The 20,376-nt window shown below is 42.2% G+C and carries 21 protein-coding genes; 15 read left to right on the forward strand and 6 right to left on the reverse strand.

From position 1 onward, the window contains the following. Together HWQ37_RS08140 and HWQ37_RS08145 are read right to left on the reverse strand one after the other, a co-directional pair. Positions 1 to 2,756 (reverse strand): plasmid replication protein, CyRepA1 family (locus HWQ37_RS08140; protein ID WP_292745689.1); only part of this gene is annotated, 2,756 nt, incomplete at its 3' end. A gap of 200 nt (positions 2,757 to 2,956) precedes the next feature. Beyond that, positions 2,957 to 3,193, reverse strand: a complete 237-nt coding sequence (locus HWQ37_RS08145) for a hypothetical protein (RefSeq protein WP_292745691.1) — start codon at positions 3,191 to 3,193, stop codon at positions 2,957 to 2,959. 239 nt (positions 3,194 to 3,432) lie between these two features. Here HWQ37_RS08145 and HWQ37_RS08150 point away from each other — a divergent pair, with 239 nt between their 5' ends. The 14 genes from HWQ37_RS08150 (at position 3,433) to HWQ37_RS08215 (ending at position 12,356) form a co-directional block, all read left to right on the forward strand. After that, positions 3,433 to 3,765, forward strand: coding sequence for a helix-turn-helix domain-containing protein (locus HWQ37_RS08150; protein WP_292745693.1), 333 nt, complete (start codon positions 3,433 to 3,435; stop codon positions 3,763 to 3,765). Between the two features lie 368 nt (positions 3,766 to 4,133). Beyond that, a complete protein-coding gene (locus HWQ37_RS08155) occupies positions 4,134 to 4,871 on the forward strand; it encodes a hypothetical protein (protein WP_292745695.1) in 738 nt (245 codons plus the stop codon). Positions 4,872 to 5,024: 153 nt separating this feature from the next. Further along, positions 5,025 to 5,291 (forward strand): hypothetical protein, encoded by a 267-nt coding sequence (locus tag HWQ37_RS08160; RefSeq protein WP_138506138.1) that lies wholly within the window; start codon positions 5,025 to 5,027, stop codon positions 5,289 to 5,291. 136 nt (positions 5,292 to 5,427) lie between these two features. Beyond that, complete coding sequence (locus HWQ37_RS08165) at positions 5,428 to 5,982, forward strand: hypothetical protein (RefSeq protein ID WP_292745697.1); 555 nt, start codon at positions 5,428 to 5,430, stop codon at positions 5,980 to 5,982. 208 nt (positions 5,983 to 6,190) lie between these two features. Then, the gene (locus HWQ37_RS08170; RefSeq protein WP_292745699.1) at positions 6,191 to 6,472 is read left to right on the forward strand and encodes a hypothetical protein; all 282 of its coding nucleotides are present in this window, start codon (positions 6,191 to 6,193) and stop codon (positions 6,470 to 6,472) included. A 40-nt stretch (positions 6,473 to 6,512) separates the two neighbouring features. After that, entirely contained in the window at positions 6,513 to 6,806 is a 294-nt protein-coding gene (locus tag HWQ37_RS08175; protein ID WP_465249678.1) for a hypothetical protein, read from the forward strand. A 167-nt stretch (positions 6,807 to 6,973) separates the two neighbouring features. Then, positions 6,974 to 8,047: a hypothetical protein gene (locus HWQ37_RS08180; protein WP_292745701.1), complete on the forward strand. Its 1,074-nt coding sequence runs from the start codon at positions 6,974 to 6,976 to the stop codon at positions 8,045 to 8,047. Between the two features lie 126 nt (positions 8,048 to 8,173). Beyond that, positions 8,174 to 8,623: a DUF1257 domain-containing protein gene (locus tag HWQ37_RS08185; protein ID WP_292745703.1), complete on the forward strand. Its 450-nt coding sequence runs from the start codon at positions 8,174 to 8,176 to the stop codon at positions 8,621 to 8,623. A gap of 2 nt (positions 8,624 to 8,625) precedes the next feature. Then, on the forward strand, positions 8,626 to 8,832 hold the full coding sequence (locus HWQ37_RS08190; RefSeq protein WP_292745704.1) for a DUF2997 domain-containing protein: 207 nt from the start codon (positions 8,626 to 8,628) through the stop codon (positions 8,830 to 8,832). Positions 8,833 to 8,887: 55 nt separating this feature from the next. Then, positions 8,888 to 9,421: a hypothetical protein gene (locus HWQ37_RS08195; RefSeq protein WP_292745706.1), complete on the forward strand. Its 534-nt coding sequence runs from the start codon at positions 8,888 to 8,890 to the stop codon at positions 9,419 to 9,421. A 97-nt stretch (positions 9,422 to 9,518) separates the two neighbouring features. After that, positions 9,519 to 9,710, forward strand: coding sequence for a hypothetical protein (locus tag HWQ37_RS08200; protein ID WP_292745708.1), 192 nt, complete (start codon positions 9,519 to 9,521; stop codon positions 9,708 to 9,710). After that, positions 9,707 to 11,329 carry an AAA family ATPase gene (locus HWQ37_RS08205; RefSeq protein ID WP_292745710.1) on the forward strand — a complete coding sequence of 541 codons (1,623 nt, stop codon included), beginning with the start codon at positions 9,707 to 9,709 and terminating at the stop codon, positions 11,327 to 11,329. The genes HWQ37_RS08200 and HWQ37_RS08205 overlap by 4 nt, the downstream gene beginning before the upstream one ends. 96 nt (positions 11,330 to 11,425) lie before the next feature. Beyond that, the gene (locus HWQ37_RS08210; RefSeq protein ID WP_109013041.1) at positions 11,426 to 11,782 is read left to right on the forward strand and encodes a hypothetical protein; all 357 of its coding nucleotides are present in this window, start codon (positions 11,426 to 11,428) and stop codon (positions 11,780 to 11,782) included. A 13-nt stretch (positions 11,783 to 11,795) separates the two neighbouring features. Next, positions 11,796 to 12,356, forward strand: a complete 561-nt coding sequence (locus HWQ37_RS08215; protein WP_292745712.1) for a WGR domain-containing protein — start codon at positions 11,796 to 11,798, stop codon at positions 12,354 to 12,356. Between the two features lie 411 nt (positions 12,357 to 12,767). On the opposite strand, the gene HWQ37_RS08220 is transcribed toward HWQ37_RS08215, so the two are convergent. From HWQ37_RS08220 to HWQ37_RS08235, 4 genes are all read right to left on the reverse strand, one after another. Continuing rightward, on the reverse strand, positions 12,768 to 13,367 hold the full coding sequence (locus HWQ37_RS08220) for a Uma2 family endonuclease (RefSeq protein WP_292745713.1): 600 nt from the start codon (positions 13,365 to 13,367) through the stop codon (positions 12,768 to 12,770). A 100-nt stretch (positions 13,368 to 13,467) separates the two neighbouring features. After that, the gene (locus tag HWQ37_RS08225; protein WP_292745715.1) at positions 13,468 to 15,069 is read right to left on the reverse strand and encodes a putative HlyD family type I secretion protein; all 1,602 of its coding nucleotides are present in this window, start codon (positions 15,067 to 15,069) and stop codon (positions 13,468 to 13,470) included. Positions 15,070 to 15,167: 98 nt separating this feature from the next. Continuing rightward, positions 15,168 to 18,113 (reverse strand): peptidase domain-containing ABC transporter, encoded by a 2,946-nt coding sequence (locus HWQ37_RS08230; protein ID WP_292745717.1) that lies wholly within the window; start codon positions 18,111 to 18,113, stop codon positions 15,168 to 15,170. Positions 18,114 to 18,256: 143 nt separating this feature from the next. Beyond that, positions 18,257 to 19,051 carry a peptidylprolyl isomerase gene (locus tag HWQ37_RS08235; RefSeq protein ID WP_292745719.1) on the reverse strand — a complete coding sequence of 265 codons (795 nt, stop codon included), beginning with the start codon at positions 19,049 to 19,051 and terminating at the stop codon, positions 18,257 to 18,259. A 415-nt stretch (positions 19,052 to 19,466) separates the two neighbouring features. On the opposite strand from HWQ37_RS08235, the gene HWQ37_RS08240 reads away from it, so the two are divergent. Continuing rightward, positions 19,467 to 20,204, forward strand: a complete 738-nt coding sequence (locus tag HWQ37_RS08240) for a hypothetical protein (RefSeq protein ID WP_292745721.1) — start codon at positions 19,467 to 19,469, stop codon at positions 20,202 to 20,204. Positions 20,205 to 20,376 lie beyond the last annotated feature (172 nt).

Genomic DNA, 20,376 nt, shown 5'->3' on the forward strand with positions numbered 1-20,376 from the left:
TTTTCCGAAATAGTCACGTTCAAGTAATTCTTGATCAAGAACCGATGCTGTAGTGTGATCGCCTTAAATTTCTGCATTCTCTCATCAGAACCTCGTAACTTCTCCCCAGGCGTAAGCAACTGCAACAGATTCAGACTTTCCAAGAATAGCACCGACGACAACATCTGCCCCTTGTTAAAATCTGGCTTCCAAATAGCATTCTCCCCAGCCTCAGCCTGTGCCTTTGCCCGTTTGCTGTCCCGGCTGGTCAAAAACTCCCGCCCCACAGTGAGATAATAGTGCAACCGCAGTCGGGGATACCAGCCGTTATCATCCTTTTCGACTAATTCGGGTGTCGCTTCAACTTCGTAACGTCGGGACAATTCACCCTTACGCTGTTGGTATCTTTCTTCTTTCGTTTTTACCCGCTTTTCTTGCAGCTTCTTCAGTTCGTCATCTGACACATCTTCAGATTTAGAAACTCCCAGGCATTCACTCCTATACAATTCTTTGGATGCTGCTTTCACTTCTTTGACGACTTCCTTGGTTTCGTCGGGGTCAGAATCATCAGCATCAATAAGGGTGTATCCATCACTTTCCAAACCCTTCAGCACAAATTCACGATAACGGCGCATCTCGACGTTGATAACAGCCCCACGCTTGCCCCAGGTTTGTAAAGATTCGGGTTGAAAGTTCTGATCAATGAATGAGTAATCATCATTATCCGAAGCTGACAACAGAGCGATATTGGCTTGTGTTGCGATATCCTGACTTCGCAATAATCCACCCATAGAGGTTGAACCATTGCCCACAGTTCCCATACCGTACTGGCTAACCCAGATGTGACGGTCAACAGTTTCCCGTAACCGTGCCAACATCTGCCGTACAGAGTCCACAGGCTGAACTCCCTGGAATATTCCCCAGACTGAACTAAAATGACCTCGAATGTCGATAGACACCCCTGTTTCCAAGCTGGGTGAGGCTATTACTAAATCATATTGCGTGAGGATTTCGTTGAGATGGGCAATACACTCAAAAGCCCCATGTTTCGGGTCTAAAACAGAATGACTGTCAATTCTCAAAATTCGTAGATGTGGGAATTTCTGCTTAAACCGTTGTTCAAGGGCTTGCGTCCCCCATTTTGACTTTGCTTTTTGGGCAGAACAACATAATAAATGATGTCCCCCTTTTGCGATGCCTTCTCTTTCAGAGACGCTACCGCGAACGGCGAGCTTCGCTAACGCCTTGTCTAACGCGGCAATCAAATTCTTGGGATTACTGCCGGAGTAGTTGTAGCACTTGCCAGAAACAGGCTGATAATTATTTACGATTACAAACGGGTTAACTTTATATTCTCCTGCCAGAGAAAGAATGTACTTGATATCGGTATCTGAGGCATCGGCAGAAGACAGATAGATTTTGCCGTGTTCGCTGCCCAAAACATTCTGTACCAACTGCTTGAAATTTCGCAGTATCGCTACCCGCCGCTTGGCCACATCTGTTGTAGAGTGGAGCAAATGCCAGAAAACTTGGTCGCACTCATCAATAATAATGACATCGTTTGACCAGTCGTTGGGGTTGAATCGCGCTTGACTATCTTTGTGCAACGAATCAACACACACGCCATACCCAAGCAAACCACCTGTGTCAGAGGTTTTAATCTCGCTGACATAATCAACGCCGAAGCGATCGCACAACGCCTCACCCAGTTGAATGCGGTGGGTGATGATGAGTACCTTACGCCCTTGGTCATGTGCTTTGGCTACTTCAGAGGACAGCCACTCGGTTTTGCCCGTGCCTTTGGGAGCTTTGAGGACAATCAGCTTTTCGCCTTCTGGTGCAATCAGCCCACTCAGGAATCGTTGGTTGAGTGCGATGGCTGGAGGATAAGTTAACAAGGTGAATAATTTGATTTCCCATAGCTCCAATGTTTCGGCGGTGTTGTACAGTGCATGAAAAGCATCACAGCCTTGGGCAACGACAAAATCATCAACTCCCTTTTCGGTTCCTGGTAGGTCAATCACTCGTAGCTGGCAACCAGAGTTTATGAGCAATCGCCCCATGCGAGTAATCGCTGTTCTTACTCTTTGAACAGTTTCGGGCTTAGTATCGTGGTCAAAGCAGATATTGACAAGTCTACCGGATGTGGCAAAATGCGCCAAGTCTGGGATGAGCAAAGGTTTACCAATGGCAGTCCCATACTCATCAGAGGGTGTACGGTAGCCAGTGTTTACTCCACTGATGGCGATCGCAGCATAACCAGCCGTCAACAAACAAGCGGCTTTCTTGGCTCCCTCGACAATCACAACTAGTACATTATTTTTCCAGACCCAATGCCAGAAACCACCGTGATGTTGCAGGTCTTGATCAGTGATTGGGATACCACAACGATTCGACACTTTTACCCAAATCTTGTTGGTGACGAAGAGGAACAAAGCCCTGGTCTGCTCTTTGTATGGATGCTCGTATTTAATATGTTTGTGAATTTTCTGCGGATCGCGCCTTGGCTTGTCTGGTTTGAAGCAGCCCCAGAGCATTTGTTGATAATCGTTGAGTGGGTCAACGCCACTACACCACCAACCCCCGTGTTCAATATGTTGGTATTTTTTCAAGTCTTTGTCTCGGAGTCGTCCGTCGTTGCGGCGGGAGATTTTGGGACTGTACAACAGATAATCGTAAGGCAATGTACCGGACAGCGACTGCACGTTTAGGGCAATCAATTCTTCGTCTACTCCACTGTTGAGCCATTCAGTTAAATGATTTGATTCGAGATTCATATCTCCTCCTATAAACGCATGGAAAAGTAAGCGATATCGAGTCATACCGCTTTGAAATACTCAAGAAATAGGCAGTGGTTAAAAAACCGTTACTCAAAGTTCAGGACTTGTTGTGATTACTTGTAAATAGAGCAGTAGTACACCTGAACTAAAGCACGAATATAATAAACTATTTTTATTTTTGGAAATTTGGTGAAAACTCAAAACATAGCAGGAATTCTCATAATGAGAATTGCTGGATGACATCGGGCAGCGATCTTTGCCGAGTAACCAGTGCGATCGCTTTTTACTCGGTGAGGAGTGCTGATTGATTGAAACCTAGAGATATTACTTTCTCCTGATGAGTGGGAGAATTTGAGGGCGAGCTTTTGAAAATTCTCTAAGTTAGACGTGGCTATCCTTTGCAGAAGAGCTAGTTCAGGTAATTGCTCTAGCATTGCTCAAGCAACGTAAGCGTTTGCTATTGTTGGCAATCGTTTTTCTGTCGAATACCAGTCTAAGTTAGGGGTAAAGCCTTAGCAGCCTTAAGCCGAGTTGTCACTAAAACAATTGTCCATAAAAAATTTTGAGCATTTTCAACCAGGACAACAGCTTTTAGCACCATAAATTTATGGTGTAGCACGAGTTTATTTGGTTGAATTATAGTTGACAACAATATTTTAAGGCGGCTATTATTATGTCAATAGGTGAACGTGATAAATTTAAAGTAGAAGTACAGATGAAAATTAAAATAGACGTTTCTCCTATAGCGACATTCAAGTGGAACGAGGACAATGCCCAAAAACTGAGAGAGCTTAGAGAGAAATCAGGCTATAGCCGGAGAAAACTGTCAGAAGAAGTAGGTGTGTCTACCACTTATATTCATCAACTAGAAGCACCACATTTATTCATTAATAAGCCGGGAAAACCTAAAGAAATCACTGTTAGTACTGATATATTGCAAAAACTTTGTGCTGCGTTAGGCGGCGAGGTTGCTACTTTGATTTGGGATATAGAATGTTTAGCTTAATTTATCACTTTCACCTATAAAAAATGCTTGACTTCTATAGGTGACAGTGATAAATTAGTAAATAACGGAGGAAACAACCGCCAGCCTCTCAGCTAAATAAAGAGGCGCTCACCATTGAACCTTGAAAATAGTAAATTTATTAATCCACCTGGGAGAGTAGCTGAGGCACTGGCGCAACCAGTGAAAGCGAGGGGAACAGGAAGGGAAATCGATTTGCGATGAATAAAAAGTTGCCACAGCAGTACGATAGTCGCTTTGAAGCTCGTTGCCGACTGCCGCCCGATCAAGAGATATGCTGCTGTAGCAAGCTCCAGTCACTGACTAGGAGCAATAAATATGAGGCTTCGCCAATTCTAGAATGAGGTGTTGTGGCAAGCCACAACGTCAATCAGTACACAAATCAAAAGGCGATCGCAGTGTCTGCAAAACTGTGCGATCGCCTTTATCACCCAATCGAAGGTTTTAAAATTATGCCACAAACAACAGCAACTTTAACCTCTTGCGTTAAACCAGTTGAAGAATTGAGATCAGTAGAGATTTCGTTTGAAGATCACGAATTCTATGCAGGTCAAAAACTCGTAGCTAGCATTACCCACGACGATGACCTAACGCAACCTTGGATAGTGATGGTCAATGGTGAGGAGATCCATCGCGCGAACACTTTTAAAAGATGCCACAGCTACATCACATGGCATTACCAGCGCGGAACGCTGCCCATACAAGAAGAAGAAACCCCAGTCGCTACAACGGGGAACGAAATCATGGTACAGATTGCTGATGAATGCGAAAAGTACGGGTTTGAAATCCTAAACGATGGTATCTACGACCACGATCGGAAGCTTGGCGAAGTAGGCTGTACTAATAGCAGATGGTGGGTTATTCGGGCAACTTCAGTGCATCAGCAGAAAATTCCGTGTGATTCTGCATTTGATGCGGTGTGGGTATTGTCGATCGTAGAACTGACGCAACCATCTTGTAAGGAACTGCTGGATAAGCCGTTTGATCGACTAACGGCTAATGATAGGAACAGCTACGGGAATATTAGCCATCCTCAGACGAGCCTCTTGATTGCGGTAAGTTCACAGACTCCGACTTGGCACGGATAGAGGGAATAGCGGCGTAAGTGAAATGGTGGGTGCAACCGAATCAACGGTCGCACCTGCTGTTTTATGTTTTTAGCTACGCCTCGCTCAACAGATGACAAGATGACACAGCGATACCGCTAAAATTATAGTTAAGGATGTCAGAAAGGAGAAAAGATGACAGACGATGTTAGATTTGACGATATTTACCTACGCCTCAATGAACTGACACAAGATGTTACAAACCTAAAAATTCAAGCAGGAACCATTGGAACATCTCAAACTGCCATAGCTCAGACAATGACGCTGGCAACTGGTTTAGCTTCGGATATGCGGCAAGTGAAAGCAGACATTAGAGAAATGAAATCTGATCTGAGAAATTTAAACGCAGGCTTAGAAGAAGTTCTCAGGCTATTGCGTCAGAGAAACAGCCCAGAAGAATAGTTTAATTAATACAAATTACCAAGTTTTGAGGCGCTTTTGTAGTAACAAGAGCGCTGTTTTATTAGCTCTGTACTTGATACATCTGAAATCAACGGCTACGCCAATGCAAAAGTGAAAATGCTTTTGGTACAAACAAATGAACCCTCAAGAAACATCGGATTTACTTGCTGCCTTGATGCGCCAGGAAGAATTACTTAAGCAGTTAGTTGCAGCAATCAATAAGCCAAAACTGGGATTGCACTCTGAAGCTGGCAATTGTAAAATCTACTGCAATCGTCAGCACGGAGGATTGTGGTACACACTCAATGGTGAACCGAGTGATGTCCCTCAAACTGCCTTAACTGGATATCTTAAAGAACTGCGGTTTGAGAATACAGAACGCCGCAAAAAAGAAACCTGCAAGTTACTGATAACTATTCAAGCAGACCGGACGTATATCTTAGAATCCGGTTATGATACTCACTTTTCTAAAAGCTTGTTAACCGCGATCGCAACTCTTACTCCAGAACAACTATATTCTCCGATTACACTACAGCCTACTCCAGGGACAAGCGATGAAAGCGTGTTGTTCTGTCGGGTGTGGGTTGGGTCGGAATTAGTTATGGCATCCTATAACGAGCAGACTAATTGGCAAGAAATCTGGGAACAAGCTTTAGCTGTAACAAAAGCAGCGAATGAGATAGCGTTTTAACGAAGTCGGAAATAGGGCTTGGGCAACTGTAATTAGATGTTGCTCAAGCTTTGTCTACAGCTAATGAAGAAGGGCAATGGGAAAAGGGAAAGGGGTAAAGGTAAAAACCTTGCTTTTCTAAGGATGATTTAATTCATGAATCCCTTTCCCTTTCCCCTTTAACCTTTCCCCCTCTTTTTGCTGTCTACCTATTCACAAATAACAAGAAATGACAACAACAATCGTTCCCCCTAGTATCGAAAACTTACAGCAGTTTTCTGACTCGTTTGACATTGAGAAACTATTGCAATCTGAGGGAGTTCTGCCGTGGCTTTTAGCAAATGGCTGGAAGCATGGCGATGAATCAAGTTTGATTGCCAATATTATCGATGAGTCTACCAGTATTGATGAAGTTTGGGACTCCAAAGAGTTTGATTTTAACGCTTTGTCAGATGAATCAAAGGAAAAATTAAATCAGATTATCCGTGAAAAACTCTACAGTCAGATTTAATCAGTCTGACTGTAGAGAAAAATCGATTCCACGATAAATTATGGCACACTTCACTGCTAATAAGATGGAATTAAATTTGATTAAGGTTTACGATACAACCCTATTAAGCTCATCAAAAGTTTACCAAATCGACGGTACGGTTTCTCGATACTTGGGTGATGAAGGTACTATCCAACATCCACAGTATCTATTTTTGCCTTTGCCAAATCAAAGAAAAAAAGCCAGCTTTCGATTAAATCGAAACAAACTTATGACTCGCTGTTATGAAGTCGAAGGCATGACTTATAACAAGCCTGTGGTACAGGATAATTCGCAGCAACTTCAGTTATTTTAAGCCATGTCCATACATAAACCACCAGTCATTAAAAGACCTGTTCGACTACAAAATAGCTCTAAAAAAGTAATCTATAGAGCTACTACAGACATCCACAAATTGAAAAATAGCCACAAAGAAAGCTTCGCTTAATCGAAAGTGAAAAATATTGATTGAGGTAAATAATCATGGTACAAGCAATCGACAACCCTATCGCTGCGAATTTCCTAACTGATGCAGTAGTCGAGCGCCACAATTTCTCACAGTTAAATAAAACTCGCATTCGCTTCCGTATTCAACTAAAGAAAAGTACAAAGTCTGCCGCACCTAAATGGGCGGATGTGCTAAAAGCTGAGGTTTCTGAAATTGAATCAGACCTCGTGAAAGTTACAAATTCCGAAGTCGGTTTGCGAGGTATCAAGGTATTTAAGAAGTTAGATGAAGCTGCTGCTCAATTGAGGCAAGAGATTGCTTCAGTTCAGGAGTGGATGTCTGCTGATACTGGTGATTGGGTTTGTCCTATTGATTTGGCTCCACTTGTGTGGAATCAGTTAATCAATATTAGGGATAATATCGCCCCTGGTTTACGCAATCAATTAAAAGCTGATTACGAAGCGGGACTTGTAGATTACCAGGAACGGATTGACCAGTTCCTCTCACTTAACACTTGGGAATTAGCACAGGATAAGCAAGAGTCAGTCAAAGCAAACTTGTTAAGAGCATTTCCGACTCTGACCGATCTTGAAGACTATTTGCAAGTCGTGATTGGTCGTCCGGTGATCATACCCGCTTTGTCCGAACAACTCAATCAGCAGCAAGCCGAATGTCTTGACCAGATTACCAAGTTCATTCAGCAGTATGACCAAAATCTGGAGCAACGATTAAGGGAATCTGCGATCGCTGGTGGTGAACAACTCGCCGCGCAGTTACTCGAAGAGTTGGCTGATTGGGAGCCAGGACGTAAGCCCGTACAGTTCAAAAAAAAGATGCAACGCCATCTAATGAAGGTTCAGGTACTACTAGCGAATGCTGACCCGGAGGCTGGCAGCAGCTTGGAGGCGATGATGGCGCACTTGGATTCTATCGTTAACGATCCAGCGATTGAATCTAAGAATCTTGGTTCAGATACACGCAGTCAATTACAGCAAAAAATGCAAGAGATCCGCACCAAGTTGTTAGATGAACAGCGCAATCTACAATCACTTGCGGCTGACGACGTGGGTTTGTCGAAAGCTACGGTCATGTCTTTCAAGTTTAGGTAAAAAACAGTCTTGGGCGAAGGTGCATCGCTCAAGACTAACTAATGAATTGGAAATGTGGTGTTCACCTCTGGGGTGTTCACCTCAAAAAGGATATCTCACTTCTACTGCTATAGGAGCAAAATTCTCATGTCACACTTCTCAACCGTTAAAACCAAACTTGCTAACCGTGAATGTCTGGTACAAGCTTTACAAGATTTGAAACTGAATCCGCAAGTTTACCAAACAGCACAGTTACTAAAAGGATACTACGGTGGCTCTCAAGGACAAAGCGCTGAAATTATCGTATCTGGTCACACCATAAAAGCCCGTGCAGACATTGGATTCAAGTGGAATCAGTCAAGTGGCGTGTACGAGGTAATACACGATAGTTATGAAACAGTTCCGAAGTTGGGCAAAGACTTTTTCAGCAATAAACTAATGCTGGCTTATGGTAAGCATTTGGTTCGTGTCAAAGCTGCCGAGTTGCAAGAAAAATTTGGTGAATGTGCGATCGCTGAATCAACTAATGGAAATGTGCAAACCCTACGCCTAACTTTTGCCGGACATCAGGAAGTTCAACAGTATACACGGAGATAAATATGGAACGTTCAATACTGATTCATTTCGACAGTGCTACAGGTGAAGTTCGAGTGGAAGCGGAGGGGTTCGAGGGTTTGAGTTGTTTATCGGCTACGCAACCATTTGAAGAAGCACTTGGAGTTGTGGGCGATCGCACGTTTAAAGATGAAGCTCAAACCCAACAACTTCGGACTACCCTAAGCAGTCAAACACGTTTACGTCAGTAAGAAAAATCGGGGAGAACAAAACAATCTCCCCCATAAAAATTTTTGGGAATAGACAATGTTAGTGTTAGGTGACGTTCACCCAGTCGATGGTAAAGCCAGAAAATATGGTGAGTTTGGGCTGACAATTTACCTAAACCCAAGCGAACTAAAAAAGCTGAAGTGGGTGCTGAATTTTGAGCCACATATTGATCTGGCATATCAATACTTTACTCCTGAACAAATGGATGAAGCTCTAAAAAATGGTGGGCTATGCACCTTAACCACTTGTTGGGAAAAATCAGATGCTTGTTCTCGCAGTGATGCTGAACTATCAGACGATGCAAATTGGCTAAAAGATTGGCTGCATCGAGCCAAGTGGCATGAATTTCGACATGATGCTGGTTTTGGTTTGCTTGTAACTTACTACTTGCCAATGTCCGACCTGATTAACAATGGTGAAATTCATCCCGATGACTTGCCAATGGTTTGTGATTATACGTCCGATCCCAGGAATTTTGAATATTGCAAATTCTATGGTTCTGACATCTATTGGAAAGATGTACATTACGAAACCATAAGCGAATCGTTGGGTATCGAATTCTGTGGTTAATCGATGCCTTGATTTCCCCTAGCAAAACATCATGAGTGAATTAGCTAAAGAATATCCATTTGTTCACATTTACGCACAACAGAAAACACACCAGCCCGTGATCATCAAGGCGAATACTGAAGGCTTATGTGTGCTACTGAATGCCATAGTTACTGCAATCGCCTACCAAGAGAACAACGGTAGAGCGGAAGTTTTTGACGGCGATGCCGAAGTTTATGAAGTAGTTGTGAGACTTGTTAATACTCACGATGAATTAGCTCCACTTCCTTATCAAATATCAAAATCATGAACCTCTCAAATCTTCTCTCCACACTCGATTCACAAATTCCCATCGCTGCGGTTGATGTTCTATCTCCTGATGAAGCGACGATTATTCAGTGGCTGACTACAGAAGCTAACAATAAGCTCTCATGTCCAGTGTTCTTCTGGAATCTGGGAGTATCAACCTTGGAGCAATGTTTAATCGCAGCAGATGGGGGATTGGTGTTTAAGCCAGTGCCAGAGTATAAGAAACCACCACAGGCTGATCCACTACTATTTGTATTCGACTACATTGCGAATTTTAGTAGTGATGGAGTCTTTATCTTAGGTGACATTCACTCGTTTATTGGTAAAAATTCGCCTTCGTTATCTTGGGAGGTTGTCAGCAAGGTAAAAAATCTCTACCATCGTCTCAAACCGACTGATAAACGCATTGTGCTGCTGGGTCAAAACATTCAATTACACGAGTCACTTGTACGCTTAATCCCTTATTGTGAAATTCCTCTACCGGGAGTTGAGCAAATACTACTTCATATCAATTCTTATTTGCATGATCTACAACAGTCAGCTATTGAGCAGGAATTGACTTTCACTATTTCCCTTAATAAAAGTGAAATTGAATCTCTTTCTCGTGCTGCTCTGGGATTAACCCTGGAGGAGATTAGCGACTTCCTGCGGTTAACTGTCAAACACAACCTAACATCAGATGGGATTTTAATTGATAGTAATTTCATACCCCAAGCAGTCGAGTATAAAACTCGGCTGTTGTCTCAAATGGGTATTGAATTGGGCAAGCCTGCTAGCATCTCTTTTGGAGGATTGGATTTGTTGCGTGAGTGGCTCAATCGGCGGCGGCGGCTATTCACGCAAGAGGCGCGTGAGCTTTCCTTGCCTCAACCAAAAGGTGTGTTGCTTGCGGGGCCTCCCGGTACAGGTAAAACGTTATTGGCTAAAAACATTGCTAATATCCTTAATCTACCACTCCTACAGCTAGACATTGCATCCCTCTTGGGCAGTCTGGTCGGTGAGTCTGAGGGAAATGTTAGACGGGCTTTGAAAACAGCAGAAGCGATCGCACCCTGCATCCTGTGGATTGACGAAATAGAAAAAGCTCTTTCGGGGACTGGTGACACGAGTGGAGTCTCACAGAGGATTCTGGGCAATATCCTTACATTCATGTCCGAATCTCAGTGTGGTGTGTTTGTCGTGGCAACTTGCAATGACCCCTCTGCACTGCCAAGTGAGCTAAAGAGGAAGGGAAGATTTGACGAAAATTTCTTTGTTGATCTGCCTACAGAACCAGAACGGATACAGATTCTAGGGATTCATCTACAACGCTTTGGTATTCACCTGGAATCGGAGTACCTCGAAGCGATCGCTGCCAATACTGCAAAGTTTTCAGGAGCAGAACTGGAAACCCTCGCTTCGGAAGCCGCACTGCTGGCATTCGATGAAGGGCGACCGCAGCAGGTAACGCTTGCTGACCTCGAAGCTTGCCGTCAAACCATTACCCCGCTTGCGATTCAGGACGCTGCGGCAGTTGAGCGGATGCAAGCATGGGCATCTACCGCACGACGGGCTAGTAGCCCTGTGGTTGCAGCGAAAACTCAATCTTTGCGTGCTGCTAAGTTTCGGAATATGAACTGATGAGAAAGCGATTGTCTCCTGATTCTATGGGGGCAATCACTCTTTTTTTTAGTAATTGAGAGCAATCAATTAACATACTTAATAAGGCGAATAAACATGACGACAGACTTAGTTACTTATTACGGGCAGACTCCAACTATTGACCAACTGGTTGATAAATATGGTGTGTATTTAGAGAAGTTGGACAGAGAAACTAAGCTTATGCTCCGAATGGCATTAGCAACTTACATTTTTACATTAGAAAAAGACAGTTCTACTAAGCATACTGTTGCTGAGGCACTTGAGGATGCATTGTCTAATCTGGGCTTATTAGTTTCATATCCATTGTATAAAAACTTGTTTGAGGATGTCTGCTCTGTTTTAAATGGACTAACAACTCTGGAAGCGGAAACATTACTTGAAGCTTTACAGCATCAAATTCGATGGGGCAATGCCCGTCAAGCTGTGAATTGACAGGGTAAGAAAGATGGAAATCTATTTAGTCTTTGTTGACGCAATTCAAAACAGCAATAAATTCTGGGCGGCCATTGTCGAAGATGGGAATTTGACAGTCCAGTGGGGGCGAGTTGGTTATCAAGCGCAAACCAAAGTTCACACATTAGGTAATTATCAAAGAGCCATTACTAAATTTCATAATCTCGTAGCAGAAAAAAAAGGCAAGGGCTACCGTGAAAGTCAGCCAGAGATTGATGCTAGCCGCAGTGTTGTAGACATTAGACGAGCTATTCAATTGTTGAATATTATCCGTCCGGCTGTTGCTCTCCAGAATTTTGGTGATACCTACATATCTGCTCTTAATGAATATCTGAAAATTGTCCCAACACCTTTGGGGATGCAGATAAATTATCACAGAGTTTACCGCACAGTAGCAGACATTGACTATCAGCAAGAATTACTCAATTCTCTGCTAGCGACACCTGCACCACAAGCTGTTGCGGTGGCTGTTGGTCATACTCCAGAATCTACTATAGAACCCAAGGTAGTCAGTCTCAAGACTATCAGCAAGAACTTCTGGCGACATTTATAAACGAATTACCACCAAAATACTTAATAATTTGGTGGTGATTATCTAGTAGTTATTTTCAATATCAAAATGAAACAACCCTGTGCCAACTGTCCTTTTAGAAAATCCATAGCTTACGCGCTTTCTCCTGAAAAAGCGCATGATATTTTGCAAGCAATCACACATGACAAAGCTTTTCACTGTCATAAAACAGTAGATTATTCTGAATCTCACGAAGGTCGAGTTACTGTTGAATCGAAATTGTGTTTTGGTGCAGTTTTATTTTTGGAAAATACTGTGCGTGGCGGTTGTCGTTCAAATGTAATGTTTCGCTTTGGGCTGATAAGTAAAGAATTTGAGCTTAATGATTTACGTAAGGAGGAAAGTGTATACCAGAGTTTTGAGGAATTTTTGGAAGAAGTTGTTATTAGTTTGTTAAAAATTGATCCGACGATAGATTTCAGTCAGGGGAATTTCTACGTTCAAACTGTGCAGCATAATCGTGCGCTCAAGGTGAGAGTGAACTTGCCATAGCCAGCGATCGTTACTGTTGCGATCCAAGTTATGATACTGTTCAATGTAGGGTTCAGTTTGGCTCACAAGCAGATATTCACAAAAGCTAGCAATCGAGCGATATTTTCTGAACTTGTCCCCTCGATCATAAGCTTCAGTGGAGGGCGATAGAACTTCGACAATAAGCATTGGATTGAGAATTTCATCATTGCGATTGCCATTGAACTCTGGTTCACCATTAATAACCATCAAATCAGTATAAGTACCGCATTGATATTCAGGAATCCAAACTCGCAAGTCGCTGTTATACAAACGAAAATCCGTGTCTCTCAATAAAAACCCTAAGTAAATTAAGAAGTTACTGGCGATAGCACTGTGAGATTCCGACCCTCCCGACATAGTAATAATCTCTCCGTTGCGGTATTCATGGCGTTCGGGGTTTGTTTCTTCCATAGCCCGATACTCGTCTAACGTCAGGCGAGTTGTTATTACATTTGGGGGACTGGTTTGAGCAAATACCACAATCAACCTCTTAGATAATTAGCTCTAAAACTATTATCAGCAACAGGAGGAAGAATTGCCAATTTCATGAGAAATTATGATTCAAAGCACATTTACTGGCTTAACGAACAAACTTGAGACTTTCGACACTAGAGCTAAACATATCTGTAAATATGCTCATCACCGTCCGTTCTCGCAGTTTAATATTACCACTGACTGACATCCCCGACTGCAACAAGACATTACGCCCATTAATCGAAATTGACTGTCGCTCCAGGCGCACCTTAGCAGGGAAACGGTAGAAAGGATAAATCTGATCTGGTGGTAGGGCATCATTTCCAATCCATACTAGCTTACCTTTGACATCACCAAATTCACTAAAAGGAAATGAGTCAATCCTCACATCTACTGTCATCCCCTCTTTAACAAAACCAATATCTTTGTTGGTGATGTAAACTTTAGCAATCAGAGCATCATCAGGAACAATTTTGAGAATTGGTTCGCTGGATGTGACTACAAATCCTGGTGTATGTGCCTTAAGTTCAAAAACTGTACCTGAAACAGGGGAATTGATCGACTGATATTGAAGATTCATTTGAGTTTGGCTCAACTGAGAATCATTTTCGGCAATTTTCTTATTATTTTCGACAATCGCTTTAGTAAGCTGAGAATCAATCTCGGAAATTTTTTTGTTATTATCTGCAATTTGGGTGAGCCAATCTTTGCGAGAAATAGCTACAGTTGATTGCAACTTAGCTTGTGCTTGGTTAATAGCAGATTGTAAACGAAACCCTTCTTGGGTAAGCTGGTCAATTTCTGATTGAGCGTTTCTAACTTCCTCTTGTTGCTTGAAATATTGAATTTTGGAAATTGCCCCATCATTCATTAACGGGGTAATATTATCAAGAATACCTCGGTTCATTATTAAAGTGTCTTTAGTAGCAGCCAGCTTAATCTCAGTTTGGTTGAGTTGGCGACTTAATTGGTCAACTTCCAGCTTTGCAGCAGTCACACGCGCATCCAATTCAGAAGAAGCGGATACTAAGCGCTCTTTTTGTTCTATAGAAAGTCCACTGCTAGAACCTGTACCATCTAGTTGGGCACGATATAATCGGTTTTCTGCAACTAGAGTAGCGCGACTTTTGGTCAGGTCAAGCATTTGATTTGAAACTTTAACATCGGTGGCAGTAACTGTAGCCCCACCTGTCATTTGAGATTGATAAAATTGATTTTCTTGAACTAGAGATGAGCGAATTTTCTTTAAAGAGTCAAGTTGAGCATTAGCAGTAGTAGGGTCAAGCCCGATAAGATGTTCGCCAAGTTTAACCTGCTGTCCATCTTCAACATAAATTTCTTTAACTACGCCCCCAACAGGAGCCTGTATTTCTTTAACAGTACCTGTTGGCTCTAACTTCCCAGTAGCGGAAACTGCTTCTTCAATTTTGGCGAAGTTTGCCCAGATAATTGTACCAGTTGTAACAGCTATCAAACCCCAAAGGATAGCGCGTGACCATTTCCGAGATTGTCGAAGAATTACAGGTTGTTCAAATTTGGGGATATAACGGGGAGCAGTATTAGCTGGTCTTGGCTGAATATCGGATGTCTCAGTTGATAACTGTTCCAATTGTTGAACAGAAGTTATTGCTGGATTTTGAGAACTGCCATTGCCATTGTTTGAGTGCTGACCATTCCCATTATTACTATTGCCATTATTAATACTCATAATTATTTAGCTGTTAGCGATTAGCTTTTTATAAATAGTAGTTAGTGATAAGTTTTAGCTATTGTTAGTTTCCAAAATATCTTCTTCTCCTCATCCACTTAAACTTGAGCCTCCTGTTGTTGGTATAGACAGTAATAAAGCCCTGTTAAAGCCATAAGTTCTGCATGAGTCCCCTGTTCTGCAATTCGTCCTTGGCTCATCATCAAAATCACATCGGCATTTTGAATTGTCCCTAGCCTGTGGGTAATGAAAAATACTGTCCTTCCCTTAAATACTTGGGCTAAATTCAAGCACACCTGACGTTCAGTAGCATAGTCAAGTGCGCTCGTAGCTTCATCTAGAATCAACAGTGGTGGATTTTGTAGTACAGTCCGAGCGATCGCTATTCTTTGTCTTTGTCCTCCAGATAAAGCTGAACCCCTCTCTCCGACTCTAGTTTCATAACCCGATGGTAGATTCATGATAAAATCGTGAGCGCAAGCAATCTTAGCAGCTTCCACAATTTCTGATGGTGTAGCATCAGGCATAGTTAGGGCAATATTTTCTTGTACCGTAGTATCAAATAACAGAGTGTCTTGCAACACCATGCCAATTTGTTGACGCAGGGAGTAGAGTTCTACCTTATTAATGTCATAGCCATCAATTTTGATCCGACCAGAGTCTAATTCGTAGAGGCGGGGTAAGAGTTTGGTTAATGTACTTTTCCCAGCACCACTTTGTCCCACAACTCCAACAAACATACCAGCTTCAATATCAAGATGAACATTATTAAGTTGCGGATTGGGACTTTTAGCAAAGCTGAAAGTAACACTTTCATATTGAACTGCACCAACAATAGCTGGCATCGGGATGTTATTACGCCCTGCAATTTCTGTTTCTTGGGGAGTATCGAGAATATCAGCCAAGCGTTCTAGCGATAAAGCAGTTTCTTGGAAATTCTGCCACAATTGAATTAATCTTAACAAAGGACTTGTCACATAACCTGCGATAATGCGGAAAGCAATTAACTGTCCCAATGTTAGTTTTTGCTGCAATACTAGATATGCACCTACCCATAATAAAAGTAAGCTTGATAGTTTATTGAGAAAGTTAGAGAGAGAACTAGCAGTATTGCTTGTTAGAACATTCTCAAAACTAGCACTAATATATTTCCCATAACGAGATTGCCATTGCCAGCGAGAATTGAGTTCAATATTTTGGGCTTTGACAGTTTGGATACCAGATACCACCTCAACTAAATAAGATTGAGTTTCGGCATTGCGTTCGGCTTTAGTTCTAGTTTGGCTGCGAATAATGGGTGCAAATATAAAAGTAATAAGTGCGAATAATGGCACAGTTGCTAATGCTACAATCGTTAGCAGCCAGCTATAGAAAATCATGACTACAATGTAGATAACAGAGAAAATAGCATCTAGAACAACAGTCAGAGCAGTACCAGTCAGAAAAGAGCGAATATTTTCTAATTCGTTGATCCGGCTGGATATTTCTCCAACAGGGCGCTTCTCAAAATAACGTAGCGGTAAACGTAATAGGTGGTCGATAACTTCACTTCCCAAACTTAAATCAATCCGGTTGGTGGTATCGACAAATAAGTTGGTACGTAGCCAAGTAATAATGCCCTCTACTATAGCCATTGCTATGAGCAGAAAACCCAGAACATTGAGAGTATTAATCCCGTTTTGAATGATAACTTTATCAATAATTACTTGGGTAATTAAGGGATTTGCTAGTCCCAATAGTTGTACAAATAATGAAGCAATAAATACTTCAATTAAAACAGTACGATGTTTTTTAATGGCAGGTAGGAACCAACTTAAACCAAATCGCTTTTGAGGAGTTTCTTTAGTTGGTTGTAGCAGAAGTACTTGTCCCTCTTCCCCCCAAGTTTCAGCAAAATCGGCTGGCTTTTTACGGATAATGCCTTGTTCTGGAATGCCAAGAACTAGTTCTTTTTCAGTAGCTTTGTAAAGAATTGCATAGCTATCTTGCCAAGGAATCAAAACTGGTGTGGGTAGTTTAGAGATAGCGACGGCGGGAACATTCACCAGTTGAGATGTCAGTCCCATTAGTTCTGCCAAAGCACCACATAATTGAATAGAAATACTGCCTGTGCGCTCTTTGTTACTAACTAAGGCACGGCGCAAGACATCGCGGCGAAATGGCATTCTGTTGTGTTGCGCTAGCATTTGGAAACAAGCAAGAGTTCCATCCACAGGTCCACGACCAGATATGTGGGGGTATTTGATTTGCGATCGCTCAATTTCTTCTCCTTGTTCTGGGCTTAGGGGGGCAAATGGCGCGTTTGACCAAATTCCAGTGTCGGAGTCAGAGATCAGAGAGTCCGGTAGTTCGGGAGTAAGTGAGAGAGTGGGGTCAGTAAAACCAATTAAGCGAACTGACCCTGTGATATAGGCTTGCGCTTCAGCAGGATTTAGGCGATCGCCAACTACATAGTTAGACCCTTTACTACTAACTAACCACAGCAAGTTAGGGTCTAGCTGTTGAAGCGGTGTTTTGCCAACAGGCAAGTTCAGGATTGTTGCTTGTTTTATTGCAGCAGTAGCCAGTTCTTTGAGATTGTCTGGAATCTTACCTCGACGTTCTAGTTCTGCACCCAACAGGTCAAAAACTTCAACTAAGCTGCAATAGTTACGAAAGGCGTTGGCTATGGTGGGTTCAAGTTCTAGTAAACTTAAGAAATCTGAGGCTTTGAGCGTTAGACAAAGAGTTTCAACTGACGCAATCGCTGTTTCACAGGGTACACCACGTAGCAAACTTGTCCAGCCGATGATTTCTCCTGGTTTTAGTAGTTGCAGGGTATCAGGGGCAGAAGCACCAGGGGCATATCCTAATAAACGGGCTTGCCCCTGGTAAAGAATGGCTACTCTAGCTGGGAGGGTTTCTCTGACCAAAATTGCTTGCCCCATACGGTAACGCAAAGGTTCAAGTTTTGCTGCAATCCGCTCAACACTGGTTATAGAAAGCTGATTAAATGGGTAGATGCTGGCGAGAAATTCTTGAATCGTGGTAGTGCTTTCTATCATCTTATTAACAGGGCTGGGGAATTAGGAGTGGGGGAGCGTGGGAATGTACAATTTTTAAATTTTTGGCGTTGCTGAATCATGGGATAATTTCGCTCAATTTGTGAGAAGTTTTCAATGGTTTCAACCGCCAATTCATCCCGCATTTATGCAACGCCCAATTTTTCCCTCCCGGATTCCCTCTCGGACTCCCACACTCTCTCTCGGACTCCCTCCTCTTCATGTATGGTCAATTGCGCTTTGCTGATTTCTTCGGCTAACCAAGTTTCAAACAGATGATTCAAAAGTGTAGAGCGCATTGCATCATCTAATTGAGCCGGAATTAGCTTTTCGAGTCGCACAATCACAAACCACTCGGACAATTTCATCGGTGGCCATAACTGTCCTGGTTGGGAAATGGTCAGTTTCTGTGCTATTGCTGGATGAGGTTGACTTATAGTCACGGGGCCTAGCATCCCTTGAGTTTGGGCTTCTGCCCCTTGTGAATAAACACTTGCACATTCAGCAAATGTCTGTTCTCCTGCTTTGATGCGAAAGTAGAGTTCTTGGGCAACTTCGGCATCGGATATGCGAATTAGGGAATAAATTACTTTGTCTAGCTGAGGCTTACATTGTAAAAAATAAGATTCTAGCTTTGTCCCCCAAGTTGCTTGCTTTAATTTCTCAATTTTCAGTTCTCGCATAGCAACGGCTTCTAGTTGCTCAAGGCTCATGCTGTAATGCTTTAATACTTTTTCTCTGGCTTCTGGTGTTGTCAGTTGATTGTTTTGGTAGAATTGCTCTATGACAATAGCTTTCTCTTCTATAGTTAATTCAAATGGAGCGATCGCTGTTTCAATCACCAACAAACGGCATAACTGCGGCAGCATTTGGAAACCAGCCAGTAGATGCGGAATTTCTGATTGGGTAATTATCTGGTTGCCAATAGAGAGGTAAGCCATAGGGTGCTGGAAAGTTAGGGTAGAGGAACCTATGTAATAATTTCCCTATCGCATCATGCATTGTAGGTTCTATTTATGACAATGATAAGTACACCTATATTGGACAAAAGAATAGCTATTACATACACTTAGAGATACTTAGAAAAACCTTTAAAAATTAAATTGCCTAGCTATATCAGCTACTTTATCAAAAAAATATACTTAATCTAGTTAGTACTTAAGTAAGTGTTGAAGCAATTTTAGGCATAATTTCGCTGGTGTAAATCTGGATAACAAGAGTATAAAGTTACAAGTGACCGTAAAAAACCTGTCCAGTGTCCATAATGGATAATGCACCAAGAGGTTTCAAATCTACGTCACAATCAATTGGTGCAAAAACTTTTGGATTTTCAGTAACAGTTATTAGGAAAGCATCATGAGTCAAAGCTTAATCACCCAAGAGTTCGGAATTATTATTGCTGCAAAAAATCATAACCCCACGCTTCTCAATCCAGATTTTCTCAAATATAGTGGTATAGTTCCGAGAGAATGGGAATTGGCTGGTCAACCAATATCTACCCAAAACGTATCTCAAGTTGCCTTCACTAACGGTGTTCTTATAGTAGCTGAACCGACGCGAGTCATATTTATAGAAGCTATTGAAGGTAAAGCAGTCGCAGAAATCATAGTTGCAGACATTGCTAAAAAATATGTCCAAACACTACCAAACGTAGAATACGAAGCTGTAGGTCTTAATCCCAGAAGCTACATGAGTTTTGACCAACAGCAAGATGCAGCCCGTCAGTATCTAGCTGAAATGCTACTGTCTCCTGGCCCTTGGCAAGAAGTTGGGACTGCACCTGTACGAGCGACACTAAACTTAGTTTATACTTTGGAGCGCTGCCCATTCTATCTCACTGTCAGTGAAGCAGCATTACGGAATCCAGACGAAACTAGTACTCCAATTGTGTTGTTCAATGGCAGTTTTAGTTATCAAGTAATTGGCGAAACCGTACCAGAACGCCTCAAAAATTTGCACCAACTTATTGATAATTGGCAAGCAGATTTATTAACTTATCAAGATATTATCAATAGCAAGTTTATCACTCAAGTTGCGGCTCACACAACTGTAGTTCCAGATGTATTCTCAATGAATGCCAGTGTAGTAGCCTAATCCAAAAGGTAGAGGATAGTTCAACATCCTACAAGAGCAGAACAGCCTCTACTTAGTTCTGACGATCACAAGAACGACTAGCCTACTGTAACAACAAAGGTGAACACCTAAACTACTTTCGCCCGATTCATCTTTGCTACATATTCCAAAAAATATTAATAATAGGCAGAGT

Source organism: Nostoc sp. NMS4 (genome assembly GCF_017115095.1).
GTDB lineage: Bacteria > Cyanobacteriota > Cyanobacteriia > Cyanobacteriales > Nostocaceae > Nostoc.

What these genes read in the sequence shown, in the direction of transcription:
- HWQ37_RS08145 (WP_292745691.1), bottom strand. Translation starts at nt 3,193, where the DNA reads ATGCTAGAGCAATTACCTGAACTAGCTCTTCTGCAAAGGATAGCCACG.
- HWQ37_RS08150 (WP_292745693.1), top strand. Translation starts at nt 3,433, where the DNA reads ATGTCAATAGGTGAACGTGATAAATTTAAAGTAGAAGTACAGATGAAA.
- HWQ37_RS08160 (WP_138506138.1), top strand. Translation starts at nt 5,025, where the DNA reads ATGACAGACGATGTTAGATTTGACGATATTTACCTACGCCTCAATGAA.
- HWQ37_RS08165 (WP_292745697.1), top strand. Translation starts at nt 5,428, where the DNA reads ATGAACCCTCAAGAAACATCGGATTTACTTGCTGCCTTGATGCGCCAG.
- HWQ37_RS08170 (WP_292745699.1), top strand. Translation starts at nt 6,191, where the DNA reads ATGACAACAACAATCGTTCCCCCTAGTATCGAAAACTTACAGCAGTTT.
- HWQ37_RS08175 (WP_465249678.1), top strand. Translation starts at nt 6,513, where the DNA reads ATGGCACACTTCACTGCTAATAAGATGGAATTAAATTTGATTAAGGTT.
- HWQ37_RS08180 (WP_292745701.1), top strand. Translation starts at nt 6,974, where the DNA reads ATGGTACAAGCAATCGACAACCCTATCGCTGCGAATTTCCTAACTGAT.
- HWQ37_RS08185 (WP_292745703.1), top strand. Translation starts at nt 8,174, where the DNA reads ATGTCACACTTCTCAACCGTTAAAACCAAACTTGCTAACCGTGAATGT.
- HWQ37_RS08190 (WP_292745704.1), top strand. Translation starts at nt 8,626, where the DNA reads ATGGAACGTTCAATACTGATTCATTTCGACAGTGCTACAGGTGAAGTT.
- HWQ37_RS08195 (WP_292745706.1), top strand. Translation starts at nt 8,888, where the DNA reads ATGTTAGTGTTAGGTGACGTTCACCCAGTCGATGGTAAAGCCAGAAAA.
- HWQ37_RS08205 (WP_292745710.1), top strand. Translation starts at nt 9,707, where the DNA reads ATGAACCTCTCAAATCTTCTCTCCACACTCGATTCACAAATTCCCATC.
- HWQ37_RS08210 (WP_109013041.1), top strand. Translation starts at nt 11,426, where the DNA reads ATGACGACAGACTTAGTTACTTATTACGGGCAGACTCCAACTATTGAC.
- HWQ37_RS08215 (WP_292745712.1), top strand. Translation starts at nt 11,796, where the DNA reads ATGGAAATCTATTTAGTCTTTGTTGACGCAATTCAAAACAGCAATAAA.
- HWQ37_RS08225 (WP_292745715.1), bottom strand. Translation starts at nt 15,069, where the DNA reads ATGAGTATTAATAATGGCAATAGTAATAATGGGAATGGTCAGCACTCA.
- HWQ37_RS08230 (WP_292745717.1), bottom strand. Translation starts at nt 18,113, where the DNA reads ATGATAGAAAGCACTACCACGATTCAAGAATTTCTCGCCAGCATCTAC.
- HWQ37_RS08235 (WP_292745719.1), bottom strand. Translation starts at nt 19,051, where the DNA reads ATGGCTTACCTCTCTATTGGCAACCAGATAATTACCCAATCAGAAATT.
- HWQ37_RS08240 (WP_292745721.1), top strand. Translation starts at nt 19,467, where the DNA reads ATGAGTCAAAGCTTAATCACCCAAGAGTTCGGAATTATTATTGCTGCA.